The 24,431-nt window shown below is 37.6% G+C and carries 21 protein-coding genes; 13 read left to right on the forward strand and 8 right to left on the reverse strand.

The genetic code is table 11. The features are described 5' to 3' along the window. Positions 1–333: 333 nt before the first annotated feature. Positions 334–1,803, reverse strand: coding sequence for an IMP dehydrogenase (gene guaB, locus AC07YT_RS22595; protein ID WP_086546656.1), 1,470 nt, complete (start codon positions 1,801–1,803; stop codon positions 334–336). A gap of 218 nt (positions 1,804–2,021) precedes the next feature. Here guaB and AC07YT_RS22600 point away from each other — a divergent pair, with 218 nt between their 5' ends. From AC07YT_RS22600 to ppnP, 4 genes are all read left to right on the forward strand, one after another. Continuing rightward, positions 2,022–3,029, forward strand: a complete 1,008-nt coding sequence (locus AC07YT_RS22600; RefSeq protein ID WP_086546657.1) for a sterol desaturase family protein — start codon at positions 2,022–2,024, stop codon at positions 3,027–3,029. A gap of 143 nt (positions 3,030–3,172) precedes the next feature. Continuing rightward, positions 3,173–5,179 carry a DUF3858 domain-containing protein gene (locus AC07YT_RS22605; RefSeq protein ID WP_086546658.1) on the forward strand — a complete coding sequence of 669 codons (2,007 nt, stop codon included), beginning with the start codon at positions 3,173–3,175 and terminating at the stop codon, positions 5,177–5,179. After that, the gene (locus tag AC07YT_RS22610) at positions 5,179–7,074 is read left to right on the forward strand and encodes a DUF3858 domain-containing protein (protein WP_086546659.1); all 1,896 of its coding nucleotides are present in this window, start codon (positions 5,179–5,181) and stop codon (positions 7,072–7,074) included. The genes AC07YT_RS22605 and AC07YT_RS22610 overlap by 1 nt, the downstream gene beginning before the upstream one ends. Positions 7,075–7,082: 8 nt before the next feature. Next, positions 7,083–7,364 (forward strand): pyrimidine/purine nucleoside phosphorylase, encoded by a 282-nt coding sequence (ppnP, locus tag AC07YT_RS22615; RefSeq protein WP_086546660.1) that lies wholly within the window; start codon positions 7,083–7,085, stop codon positions 7,362–7,364. Positions 7,365–7,486: 122 nt separating this feature from the next. Here ppnP and AC07YT_RS22620 read toward each other — a convergent pair whose 3' ends face one another. Beyond that, positions 7,487–8,758 carry a M16 family metallopeptidase gene (locus AC07YT_RS22620; protein WP_086546661.1) on the reverse strand — a complete coding sequence of 424 codons (1,272 nt, stop codon included), beginning with the start codon at positions 8,756–8,758 and terminating at the stop codon, positions 7,487–7,489. After that, entirely contained in the window at positions 8,751–9,995 is a 1,245-nt protein-coding gene (locus AC07YT_RS22625; protein ID WP_086546662.1) for a M16 family metallopeptidase, read from the reverse strand. The genes AC07YT_RS22620 and AC07YT_RS22625 overlap by 8 nt, the downstream gene beginning before the upstream one ends. A gap of 137 nt (positions 9,996–10,132) precedes the next feature. Here AC07YT_RS22625 and AC07YT_RS22630 point away from each other — a divergent pair, with 137 nt between their 5' ends. The 4 genes from AC07YT_RS22630 (at position 10,133) to AC07YT_RS22645 (ending at position 14,236) form a co-directional block, all read left to right on the forward strand. Next, entirely contained in the window at positions 10,133–10,837 is a 705-nt protein-coding gene (locus tag AC07YT_RS22630; RefSeq protein WP_145954250.1) for a V-type ATP synthase subunit I domain-containing protein, read from the forward strand. A 24-nt stretch (positions 10,838–10,861) separates the two neighbouring features. Then, the gene (locus AC07YT_RS22635; protein WP_086546664.1) at positions 10,862–11,971 is read left to right on the forward strand and encodes a hypothetical protein; all 1,110 of its coding nucleotides are present in this window, start codon (positions 10,862–10,864) and stop codon (positions 11,969–11,971) included. Between the two features lie 28 nt (positions 11,972–11,999). After that, a complete protein-coding gene (locus AC07YT_RS22640; protein WP_086546665.1) occupies positions 12,000–12,992 on the forward strand; it encodes a hypothetical protein in 993 nt (330 codons plus the stop codon). 119 nt (positions 12,993–13,111) lie between these two features. Then, complete coding sequence (locus tag AC07YT_RS22645) at positions 13,112–14,236, forward strand: CofH family radical SAM protein (RefSeq protein WP_086546666.1); 1,125 nt, start codon at positions 13,112–13,114, stop codon at positions 14,234–14,236. A gap of 174 nt (positions 14,237–14,410) precedes the next feature. Here the strand turns inward: AC07YT_RS22645 and AC07YT_RS22650 are convergent, their stop codons facing one another. Then, entirely contained in the window at positions 14,411–15,307 is an 897-nt protein-coding gene (locus AC07YT_RS22650) for a ferritin-like domain-containing protein (protein ID WP_086546667.1), read from the reverse strand. 18 nt (positions 15,308–15,325) lie between these two features. Then, entirely contained in the window at positions 15,326–16,051 is a 726-nt protein-coding gene (locus tag AC07YT_RS22655) for a ferritin-like domain-containing protein (RefSeq protein ID WP_086546668.1), read from the reverse strand. A 124-nt stretch (positions 16,052–16,175) separates the two neighbouring features. On the opposite strand from AC07YT_RS22655, the gene AC07YT_RS22660 reads away from it, so the two are divergent. The 5 genes from AC07YT_RS22660 (at position 16,176) to AC07YT_RS22680 (ending at position 22,245) form a co-directional block, all read left to right on the forward strand. Further along, positions 16,176–16,961: a LytR/AlgR family response regulator transcription factor gene (locus tag AC07YT_RS22660; RefSeq protein WP_086546669.1), complete on the forward strand. Its 786-nt coding sequence runs from the start codon at positions 16,176–16,178 to the stop codon at positions 16,959–16,961. Beyond that, on the forward strand, positions 16,951–19,956 hold the full coding sequence (locus AC07YT_RS22665) for a ligand-binding sensor domain-containing protein (protein WP_086546670.1): 3,006 nt from the start codon (positions 16,951–16,953) through the stop codon (positions 19,954–19,956). Before AC07YT_RS22660 ends, AC07YT_RS22665 begins: the two co-directional genes overlap by 11 nt. Positions 19,957–20,207: 251 nt before the next feature. Beyond that, positions 20,208–20,774: an SMC-Scp complex subunit ScpB gene (scpB, locus tag AC07YT_RS22670; protein WP_086546671.1), complete on the forward strand. Its 567-nt coding sequence runs from the start codon at positions 20,208–20,210 to the stop codon at positions 20,772–20,774. An 87-nt stretch (positions 20,775–20,861) separates the two neighbouring features. Further along, positions 20,862–21,053 carry a hypothetical protein gene (locus tag AC07YT_RS22675; RefSeq protein ID WP_057935224.1) on the forward strand — a complete coding sequence of 64 codons (192 nt, stop codon included), beginning with the start codon at positions 20,862–20,864 and terminating at the stop codon, positions 21,051–21,053. Between the two features lie 73 nt (positions 21,054–21,126). Next, positions 21,127–22,245, forward strand: coding sequence for an N-acetyltransferase (locus AC07YT_RS22680; protein ID WP_086546672.1), 1,119 nt, complete (start codon positions 21,127–21,129; stop codon positions 22,243–22,245). Positions 22,246–22,420: 175 nt separating this feature from the next. Here the strand turns inward: AC07YT_RS22680 and AC07YT_RS22685 are convergent, their stop codons facing one another. From AC07YT_RS22685 to AC07YT_RS22695, 3 genes are all read right to left on the reverse strand, one after another. Then, positions 22,421–23,350, reverse strand: a complete 930-nt coding sequence (locus AC07YT_RS22685; protein ID WP_494945541.1) for an EamA family transporter — start codon at positions 23,348–23,350, stop codon at positions 22,421–22,423. 4 nt (positions 23,351–23,354) lie between these two features. Further along, positions 23,355–23,834 (reverse strand): Lrp/AsnC family transcriptional regulator, encoded by a 480-nt coding sequence (locus AC07YT_RS22690; protein WP_086546673.1) that lies wholly within the window; start codon positions 23,832–23,834, stop codon positions 23,355–23,357. Positions 23,835–23,953: 119 nt separating this feature from the next. After that, entirely contained in the window at positions 23,954–24,274 is a 321-nt protein-coding gene (locus tag AC07YT_RS22695; RefSeq protein ID WP_086546674.1) for a helix-turn-helix domain-containing protein, read from the reverse strand. Between the last annotated feature and the right edge of the window lie 157 nt (positions 24,275–24,431).

A 24,431-nucleotide genomic window follows, 5' to 3' on the forward strand; every position in this document is an offset into this window, starting at 1 on the left:
ATACAAGCGGGTTTTTAGTTCAAATTTCATAATTATATATAAATCCTATAGATTTAGTCGACAAATATATTAAAAAAATTTAGCTGCCAAATTTTATTTTGTGATTTTTCTATTTTTATTAATCCTCCAGTCCTTTATTAGGTTTTAAAACCTATAAGATCTAAAAGCAAAACGGGGCTATCGTAAAACGATGCCCCGCTGTAATTATCCTTAAATCCCCTATAGGTAACTTTAGATATATATTCTTTTCCTAAAATTTTGAGTGGTTAGAAAATCCTCCTGCTAAGATTATTAAAAGCCTAAACCTTACACCCTAAACCTTTTACCTTACACCTACCTAGTGTAATTTGGTGCTTCTTTGGTAATGGTAATATCGTGAGGATGACTTTCGCGCATACCTGCAGCTGTAATTTGTACAAATTGTGCTTCCTGTAACGCTTCTATAGTTGCCGCTCCGCAGTATCCCATACTGGCACGTAAACCGCCGATATATTGGTACATTACTTCTGCTAAAGTACCTTTAAATGGCACACGACCAACAATGCCTTCTGGAACTAATTTTTTAATATCATCTTCCACATCCTGGAAATAACGGTCTTTCGAACCTTGCTCCATCGCTTCGATTGAACCCATTCCGCGGTAAGATTTAAATTTACGTCCTTCGTAAATAATGGTTTCACCTGGTGATTCTTCTACTCCTGCAAATAACGAACCTGCCATTACTGTACTTGCACCTGATGCAATTGCTTTGGCAATGTCGCCAGTGTGTTTAATACCACCATCAGCAATAACCGGTACGCCTGTACCTTTTAAAGCTTTTGCACATTCGTAAACAGCATATAACTGCGGAACACCAACACCTGCAATAATTCTGGTGGTACAGATAGAACCTGGACCAATACCCACTTTAACCGCATCAGCACCAGCATCAGCTAAAAATTTCGCAGCAGCACCGGTAGCTATATTACCAACAATAACCTGTAAATCAGGGTATTTAGCTTTAACTTCTTTTAATTTATCCACTACACCCTTTGTATGTCCGTGGGCAGTATCGATGGTAATTACATCAACACCGGCATGAACCAAAGCATCAACACGCTGTAAAGTATCGGCTGTTACCCCTACTGCAGCACCTACCCTTAAACGGCCACGCTCATCTTTACAGGCAACAGGATAATTTTTAACTTTAGAAATATCTTTAAAAGTGATTAAACCGCTTAGGTATCCATCTTTACTTACTACAGGAAGTTTCTCGATTTTATGGTTCTGAAGAATTTCTTCTGCCTGAACCAAAGTGGTTCCTTCTGGTGCAATGATTAAATTTTCTTTAGTCATTACTTCAGAAATTGGTCTCTTCATATCCTTTTGAAAACGTAAATCTCTGTTTGTAATGATACCAACCAGTTTATTATCGCTACTGACAACCGGAATACCACCAATTTTATGCTCTTTCATGATTTTGAAAGCATCGGCCACAACAGCTGTTTCCAATAAAGTTACAGGATCCTGGATCATACCGCTTTCCGAACGCTTAACTTTACGTACTTCTGCAGCTTGTCTGTCAATAGTCATGTTTTTATGTAACATACCAATACCACCGTTTTGCGCAATGGCAATGGCAAGTTCGGCTTCTGTTACTGTATCCATTGCCGCAGAAATCAATGGAACGTTAAGTTTAATTTTTTTAGTTAAAAAAGTGGCTGTATTTACTTCACGGGGCAGAATTTCGGAATATGCGGGTACTAAAAGTACGTCGTCATACGTTAAACCTGTGGCAATAAACTTTGTGGAATCGAGTTGCATAGCAAATAAATTAGGATTTATTATTTGCCAGGCAAAGATACGAAAATTGAGGGAAAATAAAAGCACAAAGATAAAAATGCTTAAATATTGAGCTTGCCTGACAATTGCCACAGCACCAGAATGGCCAGGTTAGTATAAAATAACCGGACTAATTATTTAGCGATTTAATTTGATTAAACTCGGGATTTATATAAATTCATCAAACCAAATATATAAGTATGATTGATTTTCTGGAAGGAACGAAGGAATGGCTGATTGGCTTTTTCGGCTTATCGGCAATTTTACAGCTGCTGCAAACCAACGATTATAGTCAGTTTATGAGCTGGAAAGGAATCAGCGCGTTGATCGGTCCTTTAATTCCTTTTCTATTGGTTTTTGAAATTATTAGAATGACATTTTACCGCCGTTTTAAAGTGGTAGATTACCGCATCTCTTTCTTTTCGCTGGTTTTCAATTCATTTGTGGGTCGTATCATTTCAATCGGAATGGTTTCCATCTGCATTGGTTTATTTGGAAAATATGCCATTTTTAAAACCGAAATTACCTGGTACTGGCTCATTTATGGTTATGTAATATGGGAATTTGGCCATTTCATTTATCACTTTTTAGCGCATAAAGTTAGGCTGTTCTGGTGCCTGCATTCTACTCATCATGCGCCAGAAACCATGAATCTATCCGTAAATTTTGCTCACTTTTTTCTTGAAGCTCCCTATGCCGACCTGATTAGAACAACAACCTGTATTCTTTTGGGTGTAAGTCCTTCGCTGCTTTTTTTAATTATGTTTATTGATGGTCTTTGGGGATCTTTTATCCATATTGGCGAAAACATTTCTAAAGATGGCCGTTTCGGTTTTCTTAATAAAATCATCCTCACCCCTTCTCACCATCGGGTACACCATGCCAAGAATGCATTGTATATGGATACCAACTTCTGCAACCTGCTACCCATCTGGGACCATGTTTTTAAAACCTATCAGGAAGAAGACAAATCGATAAAAATTGAATACGGCATTACCCGGGAAATGAAAAAACATAGTTTTTTAGATGCTTATTTTGGTGAAATTGTTCTTTTGGCTAAAGATGTTTGGCGTGCGCCGGGGATTAAGAACAAGTTCCGCTACATTTTTATGCCTCCCGGATGGAGCCACACCAAAGACCATAAAACGGCCAAAATAGTGAGATCAGAATACCTGAAAACTTACAAAACTGAAATGACGAGCCCATAAAAAGGAATACCAGATTACTTTTTAAAATTTCGCATACCCTATCGTCTGATTTAAAAGATTATATCAAAAATTTGTTGTGCATGAATTGATCATATCTCGCTGAATCTTTTTATTATTGCACAACCAAAAAACTAATTTTATAAATGCAGAAAAATGCTCTCAAATTTCTGACTTTAATGCTATGCGTTGGAGTTAGCACCCTTTATGCCCAAACTACTCAACCTATAAAAAGAGAATTCAAGTTTGGTAAAATTGCCCCGACAGAATTTGAAGTGAAAGCCACAGGACAAGACTCCTCTGCCTCGGCGATTAAACTGTTTGACGTTGGCGACTGTTATTTTGAAGTCGGGCCTGGATCCGGAGGATTTATTTATGTTTTTGAAAGACACATCCGTTACAAAATCTTAAATAAAAATGGCTACGATCTGGCTAATTTTAAGGTAGAACTTTTCAAAAATAGCAATTCGGCAAAAGAAGACCTCAATTTTATGGATGCTGCCACCTACAACATGGTTGATGGCAAAATGGTTACCAGTAAACTGAACAAGGATGCCAAGTTTACCGAGGAGTTTAACAAAAACTATGTAATCAAAAAATTTGCATTGCCTAATGTTAAAGAAGGCTCTATTATCGAATTTAAATACAAAATCAAATCAGACTTTATTTTTACCCTGCGTGGCTGGAAATTCCAGTCAAACATTCCAACACTTTGGTCGGAGTACAACGTAAAGATACCTGAATACCTCACCTACAAGAATAACCTGAGTGGATATTATCATGTCGACCATCCGCTTCACCAAAATGTAAATGCAACCTATGTACCTGGCTTAAGTTCTACTGCTGTTTACGATAAATATTGTGCTGCCAACGTCCCTGCATTGAAAGAGGAGCCTTACGTTACCACAATGGACGATTATACGCCTAAAATAGAATTCGAACTTAGGGCAACCCAGTTCCCGGGTGAAGTTTATCAGGACTTTAACGGTTCGTGGCCAAAAATTATACATGGACTGGCCGAGGATGAAAATTTTGGTGGTTTTATTAATAAAAACAGTTATGCCAAATCGGTACTTCCGGGCATTTTAAAGGGCGAAAAAGATACCCTTGCTGCTGTAAAACTTATTTTCAACTATGTTAAAAACAATTTAAAATGGAATAAAGACTACTCGAAATATGCTTACGAAACCAATCCAAAAAGCATTTTCGAAAAGAAAACAGGTTCATCTGCTGATATTAACCTCGCCCTGTTAAGTTTATTAAAGGAAGCGAAGATTGATGCCTACCCTGTTTTGATCAGTACAAGAGAGAATGGCGAACATCCCGGATATCCGGTGGTATCGGCATTTAATAACGTAATTGGTGTTACACAGATCGGTAATAATTTATATTTTCTTGATGCTACAGATAAAGATCTTCCTGCTGGTATGATAGATTCTGATAACCTGAGCCACCAGGGCTTTTATATGGACTTAAAAAGTTTTAATGGAAAATGGCTTTCGACAGAACCAAGTGTATCGAGCGAAAAGATTTTTGTTTATAATATGACGCTTGATAAAGACCATAAATTATCGGGCAAAATCAATCAATATTCAAAAGGCTATAGCGCATTAAACCTTCGCAATAAGTATAGAAAAACAAATAACGAAACCGAATTTGTTAAAAACTTCAAAAAAGACAAAACTGGTCTTGAAGTTTCTAATTATAAAATCGACAACCTCGACAATCTTGATGAGCTGCTGACTGAAACGATGGATGCAGTAATTGAAGACAATGTGGAAGAAGCCGGGAACCTGGTGTATTTTACACCGTTGCTTTTCGAAAGAACCAAAGAAAATTTATTCAAACTGGAGCAAAGAAAATTCCCGGTCGATTTTGCTTATCCGTTTAAAGAAAGTTACCGGATTACAATCAACTTCCCGGAAGACTATGAAGTAGATAAGTTACCAAAAGGTGGGATTTTTAAACTTCCGGAAGAGAATGGAACATTTACTATCAATTACGTTGCAGAAGGCAAAACCTTAATGGTAAGAAGTATTATCAACGTAAACAAATCGCTTTATACACCGGAAGAATATTTCGATTTAAAAGAATTATTTAAAACGGTTGTGGAAAAACAAGCTGAACAGATTGTATTTAAAAAGAAAGTATAATGAAGTACTATTTAAGTTTGGCACTAGCGTTTGTAAGCGTTAACAGTGCATTAGCACAGGTAGACTACGATGTAGCAAAGATCCCGGAGAACCTGAAAAAGGATGCGATTGTGGTCATCAGGAATGAGGAATCATTTTTTGATGTTAAGGGTTTAGGTGCAGGAAAAATAGATTATAAAGTGGCGATGACCATTTTAACCAAAGCTGGTGAAGGTTACGGTGAAATGGCAGAGGTTTATGATAAATTTAGCAGCATATACAACATTAAGGCTACGCTTTACGATGCTGCAGGAAAAAAGGTAAAGGACTATAAAAGCTCAGATATTAAAGACCAAAGTTTGATTTCGGATTTTTCGATCTTCGAAGACAATAGACTTAAGCTCTTAAAATTTGTAAGTATAACCTATCCGTACACCATAGAGTACAGCTATAGTCAGGATTATAACGGATTGCTTTATTTCCCTTCATGGCAAGACCTGAAAGGTTTCGGGGTGTCGGTAGAAAAATCGGCCTACACGATTCAAAAGGCTAAAAACTACAAAATGCGCTATATTACGAGTCCGAATTTACAAACCGACTCGGTGCTTAATGGAGAAAAGGTACAGTACAAATGGAAAAGTGCTAATGTTGCAGCAGTTGCTGATGAGCCTTTAAGTGTAGGCATTGATAACATTTCTGCCTGGGTTAAAGCCTCTCCCAATCAGTTTGAATACGACGGTACTACAGGAAATTTCGATAACTGGAAGAATTTCGGATCCTGGTTGTTTACCTTAAATCAGGGCGGAAATAAACTTCCTGAAGCAACCAAATTAATGGTGCAGAACTTAATTAAAGATGCCAAAACCCCAAAAGAAAAGATCAGCATTTTATATAACCATTTGCAGCAAAATACCCGTTATGTAAGTGTTCAGTTAGGAATTGGTGGATTTAGGCCTATTTTGGCTGAAAAAGTTGCCCAGGTAAATTATGGCGATTGTAAAGCACTTTCTAATTATATGAAGGCCTTACTAAATGAAGCAGGCATTGCCTCAAATTTGATTGTCATTGGAAACGATATGCCCAGCTTAAATCCCAATTACTCCAGCATGGGGCAGGCAAACCACATGATTTTATGCGTTCCATTAGCAAAAGACACTACGTTTTTAGAATGTACCAGCCAATATAAACCCATGGGATTTATCGGTTATAGCAATTCAGACCGGAATGTATTGATGGTTACCGAAGATGGTGGGAAAATAGTGCATACCCCTGCTTACAATGCTAAAGAGAATTATCAGATCAGAAAAACCAAAATTATCCTGGCTGAAGATGGTACCGCCAGTTCTGAAATAAAATCTACATACGGCAACGCGCAGTTTGAAGAAAATTTTCCGATGACTTTAATGGAACCCGTTGAGCTCCGCAAAACAATAATCGAAGACAGTCCTATTCCGGTGGCAGAGCTGATTAGCTATAAATATGCACAGCCAGATAAAACGGTGCCGGTGCTGACCGAGGAGATTAACTTTAAAACCAATCCCTTGTTAACCAAAGGTGGAGATAAGTTGTTTCTGGTGGTAAACCAGGTGAATCGTCGCGAGACTGTTCCGCTTAAAGTAGAGGGCAGAAAAACATACTTTGCTGTTCCGTTCAGTTATAATGATGATGATGAAATTAGTTACGTTTTACCAAAAGGCTATACTGTAGAGTTTATTCCAAAAGATATTGCCATTAACTCTGAGTTTGGCTCGTACACTGCAAAATTTAGTGTTAAGGATAACATGATTGTTTATAGCAGAACACAAACCATGAACAATAAAAAGTATCCGCCAGAAAAATATGGTGAATATGTAGATTTTTATAAAAAGATCTACCAGGCAGATAAACAAAAAGCCGTTTTAGCAAAAACTTTATAAATTAGCATATGATTACTGAAAACCAATATTTTGATGGCAACGTTAAATCGTTAGGCTATGAAACCGCTGAAGGAAAATCGACGATAGGCGTTATCAATCCGGGAGAATATACTTTTGGAACAGCTCAGAAAGAAATTATGCACGTAATAGAAGGTGAATTAACAGCACTTTTACCAGATGCCACCAACTGGCAAAACATTAAAGCAGGTAGCCATTTTGAAGTCCCTGCCAATTCATCATTTAAAGTAAAGGCGAGCGTTCAAACAACGTATCTTTGCCAGTACAGGTAGATTGATATAAGGTCGTCATCTCGACTGGAACGCAGTGGAATGGAGTGATCTATCTCGACAGATTTCTCGACTTCGTTGCACTCCACTCGAAATGACGGCCTCTTTATTGGATTAATTTACCCTTATTTCTTCCCGATCACTACTTCCGTAAAATGATCAGTTGTGAGGTATTTATTTGCCAGGGCGAGTAATTCTTCTGCAGTAATGTTTTTAACTTTCTCGATATATCTGGTATAATAGTCGTAATCCAATCCTGCGAAATAAATGTTCTTGAATTTATCGGCATGGGAGAAAACATTCTCCAAACTGCCCAGCATCGAACCCAGCATATAGTTCCGAACCAGATTCAGCTCCTCTTCCCCTACCAGCTCATTTTTCAATATCTCGATCTCTTTGTAAATCTCAGTTAATGCAGCGGAGCAAACATCGGCACCAACTTCAGTCGCAATATAAAAATAACCAGCCTGTTGTAAAGAAGAAATACCCGAACCAATGCCATAAGTATAACCTTTATCCTCGCGGATATTGTTCATTAAACGTGATCCAAAATAGCCCCCTAAAACGGTATTTAAAATCTGAAGTCCCGAAAAATCCTCGTGTGTGCGGTTAATCGCCAACTGACCTATTCTGATGGCCGATTGTAAAGCCTCTGGTTTTTCGGTATAAACAAACTGTTTTGCCGTTGTGGTGAAATTGAAACTATTTTTTACCGCATTACTTTTTTCCCAATCCTTCCCAAAAGCATCATTTAACAGCTCAAAGCTGGTGTTATCAAACTTTCCTGAAACAATTATGGTACAATTATTTGGTGCATAGGCCGCTTTAAAATATGCTATTAAATCTTCGCGCTTTAATGCATCGTAATGTTCTGCTTTAATATTTACACCATAAGCGGTATCGCCAAATAAAGCATGGGCAAATTCTTTTCTCGAAAGCACATCGTTTTTTTTCAGGTTTACCTGTAACTTTTGCTTCTGATTCTGGATGTAAATATCGAGCTCGTGTTGTGGAAACTGACTTTCTGATAAAACATCTTTCACAATCGGCAATACCGAATGTAAATGTTTATTTAAAGTGTACAGTGTAACCGAAGATTGGTCCTGGGCATATTCTGTTTGGAAAAATGCACCATAAAAATCAATCTGCTCTGCAATTTCTTTTGAAGTTAATTTATTTGTTCCATTATTGATCAAAGCGCTAACCGCAATCGCCTGCAATGGTTTTTCGAGTTTCCAGTTTACGTTATCAAAAATAAATTCAATACGTACCAGATCCTGCTCTCCGGAATAAACTGTAAAAACGGGTACACCGTTATCTAATACTTTTTTTTCGGGGTGGATAAAATTTATGGTCGATACCTGCTTAAAATCAGGCGCCTGTTGTCTGTTAAGCATTTTCTTCAGTTAAATAATATAAAGTTGACGATGAATTGGTTTGGAAAGTTTCGTTAGATATCCGTTTAATATCTTCGGCTTTAACCTTTAAAAATGCTTCGGTTTCCTGGTTCAATAAAGCCGCATCTCCAAGTAATTCGTAATAAGCCAGGTTCATCGCTTTATCTAACAGGCTCATTTCAGAAAAAACAAGTACCGATTCTACCTTGTTCTTCACTTTAGTTAATTCAGTTTCAGAAACCAGCTCGGCTTTTAATTTTTCCAGTTCAACCCAGATTGCTTTTTCTGCCCTTTCGATAGTTACACCTTCCACCAGTTTACCTTCAACAATAAACAAACCCGGATCTAAACTGCTCGAAATATAAGCGTTGATATCGCTAAAAAGTTTCTGTTCCTTTAACAGGCTATTGTACAAACGCGAAGACTGTCCCCGTGATAAAATATCCGATAATAAATCAAAGGCATAATAATCCTGACTTAATCGCCCTGGCATTTTAAAAGCCATATAAAGCGCGTTTAATGGCACATTCGCCTGAACAGTTTCGGCTCTGGCTTCAGTTTGAGGTTCCTCCTGTACCAAATCGCGGTTGTATTTATCTCCGGCGGGAATAGGTTCGAACCATTTTTCGGCCAGTTTTTTTACCGCTTCGGTTTTCACATTGCCACCCACTACCAAAATCGCATTTTGTGGGGTATAATGTTTCTTGAAAAATGCTTTCACATCTTCCATGGTCGCATTTTCGATATGCGAAAGTTCTTTCCCGATGGTTGCCCAGCGGTAAGCATGCTTTTTATAAGCTAATGGACGCAACTTTAACCAAACATCGCCATAAGGCTGATTAAGATAACGTTGTTTAAATTCCTCACTTACTACATTTCGCTGGGTATCTAAACTTTTTTCAGAAAAAGCCAGACTCAACATGCGGTCGCTCTCCAGCCAGAATGCAGTTTCTATATTTTCAGCAGGCAGCGTGATGTAATAATTAGTAATATCGTTACTGGTAAAAGCGTTGTTCTCACCTCCTACGCGTTGTAAAGGCTCGTCATAATTGGGGATATTGATTGATCCCCCAAACATTAAATGCTCAAACAAATGCGCAAAACCCGTTTTTTCCGGATCCTCATCGCGTGCGCCTACATCATACAAAATATTCAGAACTGCCATCGGAGTAGTTGCATCTTCATGCACCAAAACTTTTAACCCGTTAGCTAGTGTAAAACGATTAAAATCTACCATTATTTAATTTTAGAGCGGTAAAGATAATTTAATAATTCGTTTAGCAGAAAGTGATTATCAAGAGAATACAATTAAAAGATATTTTAGTCGCTGGCAATTCTATTTTTATTATTTTAGCAACAGATAATCAAGTAAACATGGGTGAGGAAACAGCAAAAAATTCTTTCGGAATTTTAAATAGTTTAAAAAAATTAATTTTTGAAGACAGTGCAGATGAGCCAGGCACCACACCAGCTCAGCAACCGACCAGCTCCAGTACAAAAACGCCCGAACCTGTAACTAACCAGCCACAGGTTAATCTAAAGGAAAATGTGAGTGCAGTAGGTGTTACCGATGTGAAGCAAATGAAAGTAAAAGTTTTGGGTATACTGGAAAAAATGAATGAGCCCGGACTCGATTTTTTTGAGGTTTGGAATGCTGCAGCAGAAATGGGCAGTATTGATGCTTCAACGATAAAAGCTGCTTATACATCTTTAAAATATGTAGAAAAAGACTTAAATAAACAAAAGCTGTTAACTACCGGCCGAAATTATGCTACAGAGTTAAAAAAAGTTATTGATCAGGAAAGCAGCCAGAAACAGCAGCAAAAACAAAACATAGAAAACAGCCTGGTTGATGAAAAAAACAATCTGGTAAACGAAATTAAAAGCATTGAACAAAACATTGCCGAGCTTAAAACTAAATTGCAAAATAAAGAGCAGGATTTAAAGAGCCTTAATGTGAAGTATGATCCGCAGTTGAAAGATATCGATCAGAAAATTGCTTTAGGTAATGCAGCAGTTAAGGAGGTAATAGCCGATATTGAAAAAGCACTGAATATTATTGAAACAAACATAAATTAACGATTAAAAATTAACGAAAACGTAATGGAAAACAAAAATCAGTATGTAAATATTCCAGCCGAAATTAAAAGTCAGCTGCCTATATTTCAGGTTTTAGGCGATCATCTTCCCAGTCAAATACAAACACCTGAAGGCAAAAAGGTAATGTCAAGTATCTTTTTTTGGGCGCTAATTTTAGGAGGTGCATTTGCATTTTTCAAATTTTTGCCAATTATGCTGGTTTATGCAGCCAAAAGTATTTTACTGGTTATTTTTAGTATTATACTGATTGTATTGCTTTTATTGGCTCCAAAAATTATTTCTTTATTACACAGGTTAGGAACAATTTTACTTTTTAAAGGCGAAAAAGCCATTATAAGAGGTAACCCGATCGAAACCCTGCAACTTTTATCAAAAGATGCAAAGGACACGTTAAAAAGAGTGAAAGATAAAATTGCCAATGTTGATGGCGTACGGATTGACATGATCCAAAGCGGAGAAACCGCTCAGAAAACTGCCGAAGAAAAATATACTTATGCTAAACGCTTTACTGTTGAAGCCGCGGGTTTAGACGAAAAAGCTAAACAGGAAACAGCAAACAACAATATTGAAAAGGCCAACGATTTTAACCGGGATGCAAAAGAAACGCGTACAAAAGCTTTCCTTTTGGGTAAAGAGGGCGAAGCCGAAGAACAGAATGCACGTAGTTACGTACAATACGCCAACCAGTTTGCTAAAGTTTTAGAAGTTTTAAAAGATAACGAAAGTGCTGCCCGCATTTATGTGAGCACCTTAGATAGCAGTATTTCTATCATTTCTAAAAAACTGGAAGCAACCCAAAAAATGAAAAATGCAACTGAAGGCCTTGCTGAAGTTTTTAACATTAAAGATGGATGGGCTTTTCAGGAAGCGATGAATGCGGCTACCGGAGCCATCAGCCAAAATATTGCATCTATCCGTTCGAACCTCGATTTCTTGGATCAGAATAATAACATTACCGTTGGTGGTGCACCATCGCAAAGTGAACTGGAAGAATTCATCAAAAAAGTTGACGACCGCAACCTTAAAATGCTTAATGTAAGCAGAATGACCGATGCGTCTTACGAACTTAAACCTGAAGAAAAAATAGACAAAGGCTTTACCTTATTAGATTAATCAAACTCTTAATTAAAAACATATCACAATGGAAGAAAAATCGACCTGGGCAAGACTACGTTGGCCTATAAAAGCAATTATTATTGCAATACCTATTATTGGCCTTGGTTACTGGGCTTTCGAATCAGGAAAAATTGATGGTGTAAACATCACAGAAGGAAGTAAAAAAGACACAACGGAGCAGGTATCATCACCTACTGCCGCTAAAAGCGATGAAAAAAGAAGTTTTAATTACACTCCTGAAAAACCTGTAAATGGTGAATATAAAGGTGTTGTTGAAGTTGGTGCATCGGGCTTTAACTCTTTTGTAGTAAATATTGATAAGGAAAAACGCTGGGAAATTATCTCTAAAGATTTTGGAAAATCTTTTGTTTATGAAGGTTTAGCCAATACCGCAGATATCAGAACCGGACTAAAAGATTATATAGGTGCCATGTTTGATAAAGGTGTAAAATCTAAAAACATTCACTTTGTAATCAGTTCTGGTGCACAAAAAGAGCCTAAAACAACGGCCATTAGTTCTGAATTAAAGAAAATGGGCTTTGTGGTGAACCTTGTTACAGCAGAGCAGGAAGGTAAACTCGCCTTAAAATGTGTTTTACCTGCATCTTATTATGATAATTCCTTTGTTGTTGACATTGGTTCAGGTAATACTAAAATTTCGTGGATGGATGGCGATGTGAAATCTTTTGAAGCACCCGGCGCTAAATATTATGAGAAAAATCTGAAAGATGATGATGTATATAATGAGGTTAAATCTTTATCATCAAAAATCCCTTCTACAAAACACGATGTTTGTTTCATTATCGGAGGTGTGCCTTTTGAACTTGCAAAACAAACCCGTACAGGTGATGAAAGATTTACTGTTCTAAATGATCCTGATCAATACAATACCGATAAAATTAAAATTAAAAGCGGTGTAAACATCTACAAAGCTATTAAAGACGCTACCAATTGCGATACTTTCGTATTTGACTGGGATGCCAATTTTACCATTGGGTTTTTATTATCCCTTAAATAGTAAACGTTTTAAAAAGAGCGGCTCTTTAATAAGGTCGCTCTTTTTTTTTATGCCAAAAATTTACTTTCCTGCCATAATAACTAAGCAGTGTTGTATAAACAATTTAGTATTTTTGCATTATGAATACAGCCGATTTACTGCAAAGGGCATTACATTTTGACTTTTTAAGCCTTGAAGAAGGTGTCCATCTATACCACCATGCCGATACCGCATCTTTGATGTTTGTGGCAAATGAACTGAGAAAAATACAGGTACCCAGCGGTAAAGTAACCTGGCAGATCGACCGTAATGTAAACACCACTAACGTTTGTATTGCCAACTGTAAATTCTGTAATTTCTTCCGCAGGCCTGGCCACGACGAAAGTTATATTACTGATATCGAAACTTATAAAGTAAAAATTGAAGAAACTTTCCGCTTAGGTGGAGATCAATTATTATTACAAGGTGGTCACCACCCCGATTTAGGTTTGGCTTTTTATGCCGACTTATTCAGAAAACTAAAAGAATTATATCCTGATTTAAAATTACATGCTTTGGGCCCACCGGAAATTGCACACGTTGCAAAGCTCGAAGGCATGACACATACTGAAGTATTAAAAGCACTAAAAGAAGCAGGAATGGATTCACTTCCTGGTGCCGGTGCAGAAATTTTAAACGACCGCGTGAGGCGTTTAATTTCGAAAGGTAAATGTGGCGGACAAGAATGGCTTGATGTGATGCGTGCATGTCATCAATTAGACATCACGACTTCGGCAACGATGATGTTTGGCCATGTTGAAACCATAGAAGAACGTTTTGAACATCTGGTATGGATCCGCCAGGTACAGAGTGAAAAACCTGCTGATGCAAATGGATTTTTAGCTTTTATTCCATGGCCTTTCCAGGATGATGGCACTTTATTAAAGCGCTTACGGGGCATTAGCAACAATGTAACAGCTGATGAATATATCCGCATGATTGCTTTAAGCCGCATCATGTTGCCAAATATTAAAAATATCCAGGCCAGTTGGTTAACTGTTGGTAAAGCTACCGCACAGCTTTGCTTACATGCAGGTGCGAATGATTTCGGATCGATTATGATCGAAGAAAATGTAGTATCGGCGGCTGGTGCACCACACCGTTTTACGGCAAATGGTATTCAGCAATCTATTAAAGCTGCAGGTTTCGAACCGCAGTTACGCGGACAAAAATACAACTACAGAGATTTACCCGAGCACTTAGAAGAACAGGTAATTACGTACTAGGACTGTAAAAGGGATAGATGCCGTCAAATGGATGAGGTGAGATGGATTTTTTATACACATTGATCTTAAAATCCTGTCATCCTGATAATCTTGCAAAAAAAGGGAAGTAAAACCAAGTTCTACCTCCCTACCTTAAACAAAACATTACCTAATTAATAATGTAAAAAATTGCTATTATAGCTTTTTGCCGTCTTTCAGGAATAAGTTTGCAATGGTGATTACACTTGCTTTATCCAGTGGTTCATCGAAACTTTCCACAGCAGCCAGTTTAGCCGCAGTGGCGTTTGGTGCACCAGTAATATTTGCAATGTTCACATTTGCCTGTACGGTTAAATCTTCACCAGCATAAACGGCATCTACCTGAGGAACTCCAGAGTCATTTGCCTGGCCTGAAGCGCCTAAACTAACCCATGGTTTGTAAACTGCAGTGCCAGCTGCTGTACGCATTTGACGGATGTGTGATGCATGACGTGCCTCTACAGAGTGAATTTGTAATGCAGTTTGCAATACGCCCGGGCTCACTAATAAATTCCCTGCCTGACCTTTATACGCCCTAACACCAGTATCTTCAAAACCTTGTGCTACCGCTAAGAAGGTACCATAATCAGAGTATACGGTACTAAATGTTCCACCTGCTCTAAAATCGGTATCTGCATAGGCAATTGGTGCACGGGCCGAACTTCCCAAAGCGCCTACCAATAAATCAACGTGCGCTTTTTCGTGATCACGAATGGTAGTAATGGCTGCCTGGCTGGCTGCATTAGGAAAATTAAAGGTAACATCGGTTACAGCCGATCCCGGAGTTTTTCCTACAATACAGTGATTATAAAAATGGTATTCCAAATACTCTAATGATAAAGCAAAGTTCAATACATCCACAACCGCTGCCGGTAAAGCGGTTTGTCCATAAGCTTTTTGGAACATTGAGCCCAAAGCCAGTGGCATAGCCGCTAAAGAGATTTTTTTACCCATGTTGAAAAAGCTTTTCATTGCAGCTCTTCTCGGATTTAATCTCTCATAGATTTCTCCATCAACTTTTTCAATTTCTTCTAATATATTTACGATATTCATGATTTCTGGTTTTAAAAATTAAAGATTGATTACATTAATTTTGGTTTTGATATACGTTTTAGCAATATTTAAAACTTTGTCTGGAGTAAGTGCGGCATCTAATCCCTTCGAATTATCAGCACCTAAAGCAGAAAGGCTGTTTAAATCAGCAAATGTTCCATTTGAGATCAGATCGCGGACATAAGCTGCGTGACGGGCTTCAACCGAAACAATCTTACCAGCTAACAATAAATAAGCACCAGTTTTGATTCTTGGTCCGGCGCCATTGTATGCCGCCACTCCCAAATCCTCAAAAGCCATTGCCGTTCCTAAAACACTGGCAGAACTGGTAAAATCAATTGATGAAAAATCTACTTCCAGACTTCCGATTGCAGCTGTACCTAAAGCAGCTTTAAAAAACTCTCTGTGGGCAATTTCATGAAACTGAATATCCTGGAAATATGCTTTCTGAGCTGCAGTGAAAGATGCAGGAGGTGCTGAAGCAACTTTAACATAAAATGCAGCTTCTAATTGCTCTAAAGCATATGCATAATTTAATACACCGAAATCATCTTTAAAATCTAGCGTAGCACCTGTTGCAAGCGGATCCATGTAGCCACGATCTTTTTTACAACCTGCGGCAACCAAAGCAATACCGGCTGCACTCGCACCTGCGTACTGAAGAAAAGATCTCCTGCCTACGGTGCTGTTAAATAAACTTTCATCTTGAAGTTCACTTTTTGTTTCTAGTTCATTGTTTTTCATAGTAATCTATGTTTAGTGGTTTTGAATTCGTTTGATGATACATACGTGACAATTTCAAGACTGGTTTTTTCTCTTTGCATTTTTTTTTGTAAGACCATTTTAATACATTCACCAACCTATAGCTATGACGATATTAAAAGCCATTATTGTTGATGATGAGGAATTTGCACGCTCATCGTTATTTTTTTTACTGCAACAGAACTGCCCGCAGGTAGAAATTACCGGTATTGCCAGGTCTGTAGCGGAAGCAAAAGATATTTTAGCGCATCATCCCATTGATTTGATTTTTCTGGATATTGCCATGCCTGGAGGCAACGGCTTTGAACTTATTCCCGATGCACAAAAACACAATGCCGCCGTTATATTTACCACTGCTTACGATCAGTATGCACTAAAAGCGATTAAAGCAAATGCACTCGATTATTTGTTAAAACCAATTGATATTGATGAGCTTAAAATAGCTGTAGATAAGGTTTTTCAACATATTAAACGTTTTAAAAGCCAGAACGAAAACGACGAAAGAATCAATAACCTGGCTTCAAGTTTAAGTTCACGGGCGGAAATCAGAAAACTGACCCTCCCTTATGGACAGGGTTTTAAAATGATTGATATCGATGATATTATTTACATCGAAGCAGATAGCAATTATTCGATTGTACACTTAAATAACCATGATAAAATAACGGTTTCGAAAGTTTTACGGGAATTTGAAGAGCTTTTGCCAGGCGATCAATTTGTGCGGATCCATAAGTCGAGCATTATAAATCTTAACCACTTAAAAGAGTATAATTCTAAAAACGGACTTCAGGTTTTCTTAAAAAATGGTGAAAGCATTAACATTTCGCGAAGAAGAGCAAGCGATTTTTTTGAAAAAATAAAATTATTTACAAAGGCAAACAGTGATCATTAAACTACGCATAAAAGCGCTTTTATTTGCTGAAAAAGCAATCCTGAAGTTAAACTTTGGCCGCTCTTTTATTGCTTTTTTATTCGGGTTTATTATATTTTTCCTCCCGAAAAACCTGCTTGCCCAAACCACTTACCTCCCCCATTACAATACAAAAAGCGGGCTTGCCAGCAATAACTGTTATTACATTTTACAAGATAAAAAAGGTTTTATATGGATTGCCACCGATAATGGATTGAGCCGTTTTGATGGGACAAACTTCCAGAACTTCACCATCGAAGATGGACTTCCTGACACCCAGATCCTCCAGATGAGGGAAGATAAAGAGGGACGGTTGTGGTTTTTTGCCCTGAACGGTCAGCTCAGCTACTTAAAAGAAGGAAAATTTTATAACCAGGACAATGATGAACTGCTTAAAAAGCTAAACTTTAATACAGTAATTGTTTCCTTTTTAGTGGATAAATCGGGGCGGATCTGGCTCGGAACCAATGCGAACCTGATCGTTTGCTGGGATGGAAAAACGATCAAAAAATACATCTCCCCTAATCTAAACGATAAATTCATCAACGCCTTTATTCATGAAGATGAGCAAGGTAACATATTTGCTTATAGCGACTTAAGTGTACAAAAGTTTAATGGAAAAACTTTTTCCATGGTCAGTTCGAAAGTACAACCACTTTCTTACATGACCGCTTCAAACAGTAGCCACAGATCTTTATTTTACCTGGACAGTGGAGGATTAAAACAATACAGGCACGGCAGCATTAACGATCTCATCCCGATTCCCCAGAATCTGATCAAGAACATGTCGGGATATTTTTATTACGATGTTAAGACCAAAGAGGTCTGGTTATCGAATGCCAATGGAGCCTTCGCCCTCGATAAAAGCGGGAAAACAATCCAATATCTGCAGGATATTTCGGTTAACCAGGTAATCAAGGATAATAACCAGAACATGTGGTTTGCCACCAATCAGGGAATTTATATGCTCCCTAATACCAATAACCGGTTATCGATTATTGATGCAGAATCTGGTCTGAGCAGCAATGTCATCAAAAGCATTACCAAAGATGGGAAAAACCGCCTGTGGCTGGGTACTGATGATGCCGTAATCGATGTGCTCACCATCAACAATTATCAGGTAGATGAAATTGGTTTAGATGACTTTAAGAAATATAAAACCATTAAACAGATTACTTTCGACCCAAAAGACCAATCCATATATTTTGCTTCTGATTATGGAATGGGTGTTTTCAAAAATATCTACAACAACAGTAATGAGGTAAGTTATTTAAAAGAATCAAACAACTCGATGTTCGTTATTAAACACTTTAGCGTGGGTGAAAATAACAATCAACTTGCCTTAGCCCTATCATCGGGAGTGGTTTTCTTATCAGACAGAAGAAATAAATTTGAGTTTAACGCGGCAAAATACCGCGAAAAAGAAGATTTTTTTAAAGACAGGTCTTACCACGTTTTTTACGATCGCGAAGGCAGTTTGTGGTTCTCGAATATCAATGGTCTTTCCCAATTTTCTAAAGGGAAACTGATTAAACATTACGAAAACCATCCTTTGCTTACCAAAAGGATCAATGACATTCAGCAGCTTGCCGATGGCACATTGATTCTGGCGACAGATGGCTATGGTTTAATTTTTTATAAGAACAATCAGATTACCCGCCAGATTACTCAAAAAGATGGTTTAACGAATAATATCTGTACCAAAATATTTGTAAAAAACAGCGAAATATGGGTATTAACCAATAAAGGCGTTAACAAAATAGCCGATTATCCTAATCAACCCACTGTGGCTAATTTCGATTATGGCAAAGATCTTTTGAGTGACGACATCAACAGTTTATTTATTGATGACAGTACCGCCTATTTTGCGACAAACAAAGGCCTGATCTTATTCAAATACAATAATAAAAATATTGTTAGGAATCTTCCTAAAGTTTACGTTACCTCTATCATTAAAGATAATGAGCGTTTGCCGGTTGATCAGGGTAATTTTACTTTCGAAACCGGTAACAATACCATTCTGTTTACTTTTAGTGCAGTCGATTTTACCACCAGTGATATTACCTATCGTTACCGCTTAAACGAAAATTCGGCGTGGGTAGAAACCCGTACCAGACGTTTAGATTTTTCTTCACTACAATCAGGCGATTATGTATTTGAAGTAAGTGCAAAAAGCCAGAACGGTAATTGGGGCGAATCGGCGAAAATCGCTTTTACCATTAAAAAGCATTTTTGGCAAAGCCTGTGGTTTTTATCTATTTTAATATTGCTTGTAGCCTATATCTTTTACAAGGTAGCTGTTTACATTACCCGCAAGCAGAAAGATAAAGAGCAGGCGCAATTATTATTAAAAAACAAAGTACTCATGCTGGAGCAACAGGCTCTGCAGGCGATGATGAATCCACATTTTGTATTTAATGTGATGAACTCCATTCAGCATTACATTAATACGCAGAATACCGCTTCGGCCAATAAGGTTTTAACAGGGTTTGCAAGACTGATCAGAAAAAACCTGGAAATCTGCACAAAAAGTTATATCTCACTTGAAGAAGAACTGGAATACCTAAACCTCTATCTTAAGCTGGAAAAGAATCGTTTTGGAGATAAATTAGCCTATATTTTTAATGTGGATGAAGATATCGATAAAGAAGAAACTTTTATACCGTCTATGTTGTTGCAGCCCTATGTAGAAAATGCAATATGGCATGGCATTATGCCAAAAGAAACCGGCGGCGAAATCCTGATCAACATTAAACTGAAAGATGAATTCTATCTTAACATCGAAATTATTGATGACGGGATTGGAATTGACAACTCTTTAAAGGATAAAAAGGAAACACACATTAGTAAAGGTATGCAGTTAACCAAAGAAAGATTGCACCTTTTAGGTCAGATTGGAGCAAAACCTATACACTTAAATGTGAAGCAGAACACCACAAATGGTACTACGGTATCCATTTGTATACCGTTAAAATAGAAAATTTACCGTTTACTCAATTATTAATACCACTCACTAAATAGAATCTTGTTCGAACCCGGTTTAGCCTTAAACTTGTGTTAGAAATAAACGATAGTGTTTATCAAAGACGTTCTTATAGAATTGATATAGATATTTAATAACCTAACCTAAAACTATATCTTAATTCAGGTTTCATTTGTGTGTTGAAAGCGGTCTTGTTTTTAAAAGCGAGACCGCTTTTTTTATGCCCAAAAATTCTATTTTTGTATATGCCCAATCACAACATCTCCAGGCACATCGAAGCCCTTGTATTCTCTTCCAGTCAAAGCATCGGTACGCAAGAAATTATACTGGCCTTAAATGCTGTTTTCAATGAAGAATTTACCGAAGCACAGGTATTCGAAAGTGTTGAACAAATTAAGGAAAAATATAGCCATGATGATTTTGCCATCGAATTGGTATTCTTAAATAATGGTTATCAGTTTCTCACCAAAAAAGATTACCATGAAACGGTTAACCAGCTGCAGTTACACCGTTCGAAGAAAAAATTAAGTCAGGCTGCTATGGAAACGCTGGCTATTATAGCCTACCGCCAACCCATTACTAAATTAGAAATCGAACAGATAAGAGGTGTTAATTCAGATTATTCTGTACAACGACTGCTGGAAAAAGAGCTGATCAGTATCGATGGAAAAGCAGAAACGCCGGGCCGACCTATTCTGTATAGCACCAGCACCTTATTTATGGATTATTTTGGTTTAAATAACCTAAACCAACTTCCCCAGTTAAAAGATATCGTAAAGGAGGAAAATACGGTCGGAGAAAATGTGGAATAAATAAATTAATTTCTTTGCTTCCAGGTTGTTATTAAAAAAAGTTTTTTTGTATTTTTAAACTATAAAAGCAATTTTTATTTTTGTGTTATGAAAGCGCCAAAGAAACTCCCAACCAAGCCGACTACCAAGAAACAGGTAGACGAAGATGATGATCTTGAAGATGACGATATTCAAACAACGAAAAAGAAGCCTCAAGATGATGACGATGATGATTTTGATATGCCATTAGATGACCTTGACAACTTCGATAATTTCGACGATGACGACGACGATTATTAATATTTAAAAAAACATATATTTGAAAAAGCATCCGCCCGCTTGGTAGGATGCTTTTTAATTTTAAAATCTGCCCATGCAAGTTATACCCGTAAGCAATTCATCATTAAAAAAAGACTTTCTAGACACTCCAAAAATCCTATATAAAAACGATAAAAACTGGATCTGTCCGCTGGATAGTGAAGTTGAAAATGTTTTTAACCCCGAGAAAAATACCTTTTTTGCGCATGGAAAATGTACGCGTTGGGTTTTAAAAGACGATGCAGGAAAACTGATTGGCCGTGTAGCTGCTTTTATCAATGAGAAAAAAGCCTACCATTACGACCAGCCAACAGGCGGTATGGGATTTTTTGAATGTATTGATGATGAAAAAGCTGCCTTTCTTTTATTCGATACTGCCAAAACATGGTTAAGCGAAAATGGAATGAAAGCGATGGACGGCCCGATTAATTTCGGCGAAAACGATAGCTTTTGGGGCTTACTAGTTGAAGGCTTCACCCCCCCTTCTTTCGGCATGAACTATAACTTTCCATACTATCAGAAATTTTTCGAGAAATATGGTTTCGTTACCGAATACGAGCAATTAACCAACCACATTAACCTTACTATTCCTTTCCCGGAACGTTTTACCAAAATTGCCAACTGGGTAAGAAATAAACCTGGTTATACTTTCGAATATTTCAGCAAAGCCAATTCGAGCAAATACATTAACGATTTAATGGAAATCTACAATGATGGCTGGCAGGATTTTGAAAACTTTGTGCCCATTAAAAAAGAAACCCTCGAAGAAAGTTTTAAAAGTATGGAGCCCATTATGGATGAACATCTCATCCAGTTTGCGTACTTTAATGGCGAACCAGCATCCTTTGTTGTGCTGATTCCGGATGCTAACCAGATGATAAAAGGTTTTGATGGCAAATTAGGTTTAATTGAAAAATTAAAGTTTGCTTACCGTCGCTGGGTGGGCGTTACCCGCATGCGTGCAATTGTAATGGGTACTAAACCTAAATTCCAAAAACATGGCTTAGAATCGGTTCTTTTTATCCGCTTAGGTGAATATGTGCTGCCTAAAAACCAATACAAGGAACTCGAATTGAGTTGGGTAGGCGATTTTAACGAACAGATGATTGCTATCCATAAAGCCACCGGTGCTACCTTTGGCAAAAAGCATTTAACGATGCGCAAGATATTTTAACCTGAATGGGGTTGTCAATTGCCAAGGTTCGTGTCTCCACGAACCTTTTTTTATTTTCCTGCCACGGATTCACTGAAAACACGGATCAATTAACTTCTAAGCCGTATGCAGCAGATTTCTCTCCCGAATATTCGGGACTGCACCACAGTCGAAATGACGAATCCACTATAATAATCTACGCGCTTTTATATTTCGGCAAATTAATCAAGAGCACACTTCCCAAAATAATCACCAATCCAATTACCTGCGTTAGGCCAATCACTTCATTGGTAAAGGTTAAACTTAACAAAACTGCTACTACCGGGTTTACATAAGCATAGGTGCTCACCTGCGTAGCCGGACGGACTTTAAGCAGCCATACATAAGCGCTAAAGGCAGCAATTGAACCAAAAAGGATAAGGTAGATAATCGATAACCAGGCATCAAGCGGTATGCTGCCCCAATCGAGCAATTTAAACTCAGATTTGAAAAACCCTCCGGGTAAAAAAGCGAGACTGGCCATCAACATCTGCCAGCCCGTATTAACCGAAACCGAACTACCGGTAGTGGGATGATATTTCGAATAAAGCGATCCCCCAGCCCAGGCTATTGGTCCAAAAACAAGTAATACCATGCCTATAACCTGCAGGTTACTTTGAGGTTTATCAAGCGCTTGCACGATCTGGTTGCCAAATAAGAGCACAACCCCTAAAAAGCCAATCACTAAACCCGAAACGATATACTTATTACTCAGGTTTTCTTTCCAATGTGATTTATCTAAAATAACGAACCATATGGCTGCTGAGGCCACCATAATAGCCACTAAACCACTGGGGATAAACTGCTCTACCCAAATAACGATTCCATTACCTAAGCCTAACATTAAAATACCACTTACTGCAGCAATTTTAATGGTTTTTAGATTAAAAATGTCTTCACCCTTAATCTTGCACCAGGTTAACATGAGCACTCCTGCAATAGAAAAACGGAATGCGCCTAAAATAAAAGGTGGAAAACCAACCAGGGCCTTTTGAATGAAAAAGTAAGTTGAACCCCATACGATATATACAATAGCAAATGCGAGGTAAACCATTACCGGAGATGCTGTTTTATTTAAATTTGCCATGTTTTTATTTTTCAGGAATTACTAATTTTTGCTGCTCTTTTACAGTCTCCAGCACAATCGTGGTTTTAACCGATAAAATATTTGGAATCTTACTAAATTCATCACGCAATAAAGCCATTAATGAGGCCGAATCTGCTGTCCTCACCTTAATCAGAAAGCAATCATCCCCTGCAATGACGTGCACTTCCTGCACATCAGGTATTTTTGCCAGCTCGTTTGCGGTATCACTACAGCCTAAACTTTGAGATGATTTCATCGAAATAAAGGCTAGTAATTTTAAGTCGAGCGCCACAGGATTTATCCGGGCATTATATTGGGTAATTACATTCTTCTTTTCCAACTTCTTTACCCGTTCCAGCACAGCTGATGGAACCAGATCCAATGCCTTCGCTAAATCTACATTCGAGATCCGCGCATTATCCTGCATAAGTCTGAGTATAGCCAGATCGACATGATCCAGACTAAAATTGTTTTCGATTACCATTCTATAAAACTATAAATTATTAGAATAAAATTCAAAATATTTTAAATAATAATGAATTTTATTCTTTATTATAATTTTAATATGATAATTAGTCGGCAAAATAGCAGATAAACCGCATTTTATATCCCAAGTTTATCGTACAGATCAATCACCTTTTTACGGAGTTTGTTAATTTCCTCTTCTTTTTCGATCAGTTCTTTTTTAAGCGCGGTTAATTCTTCAGAAGAATTAGATCCTCCTGATTGTCCGGCGATCAGCTGCATAACCGGAACCTTAAATGTTTTGGAAATCTGGAGTAAACGGGAGATATTGAGATCGGTTTGACCCGTCTCGATTTTACAGAAAGCCGGAGTAGAAATATTTAGCTTTTTAGCGGCATCAGCCTGACTTAAACCTAAGGCCAGCCTGCTTTGTTTAATGTGATCTCCGATGCTTTTCATTGGGGTAGATTTGAGGTGTTAGATATGAGATTTGACTAAAAGGATTCTTCACAAATCTCACATTCGACTTGACTAATATCGGGATTATCAATACAAAATTTTATGTAAGTGCTAAATCACGACTTTTATTTAACCTATTAATGTTATTATTGAGAAT

The organism is Pedobacter sp. GW460-11-11-14-TSB4, assembly GCF_059423705.1.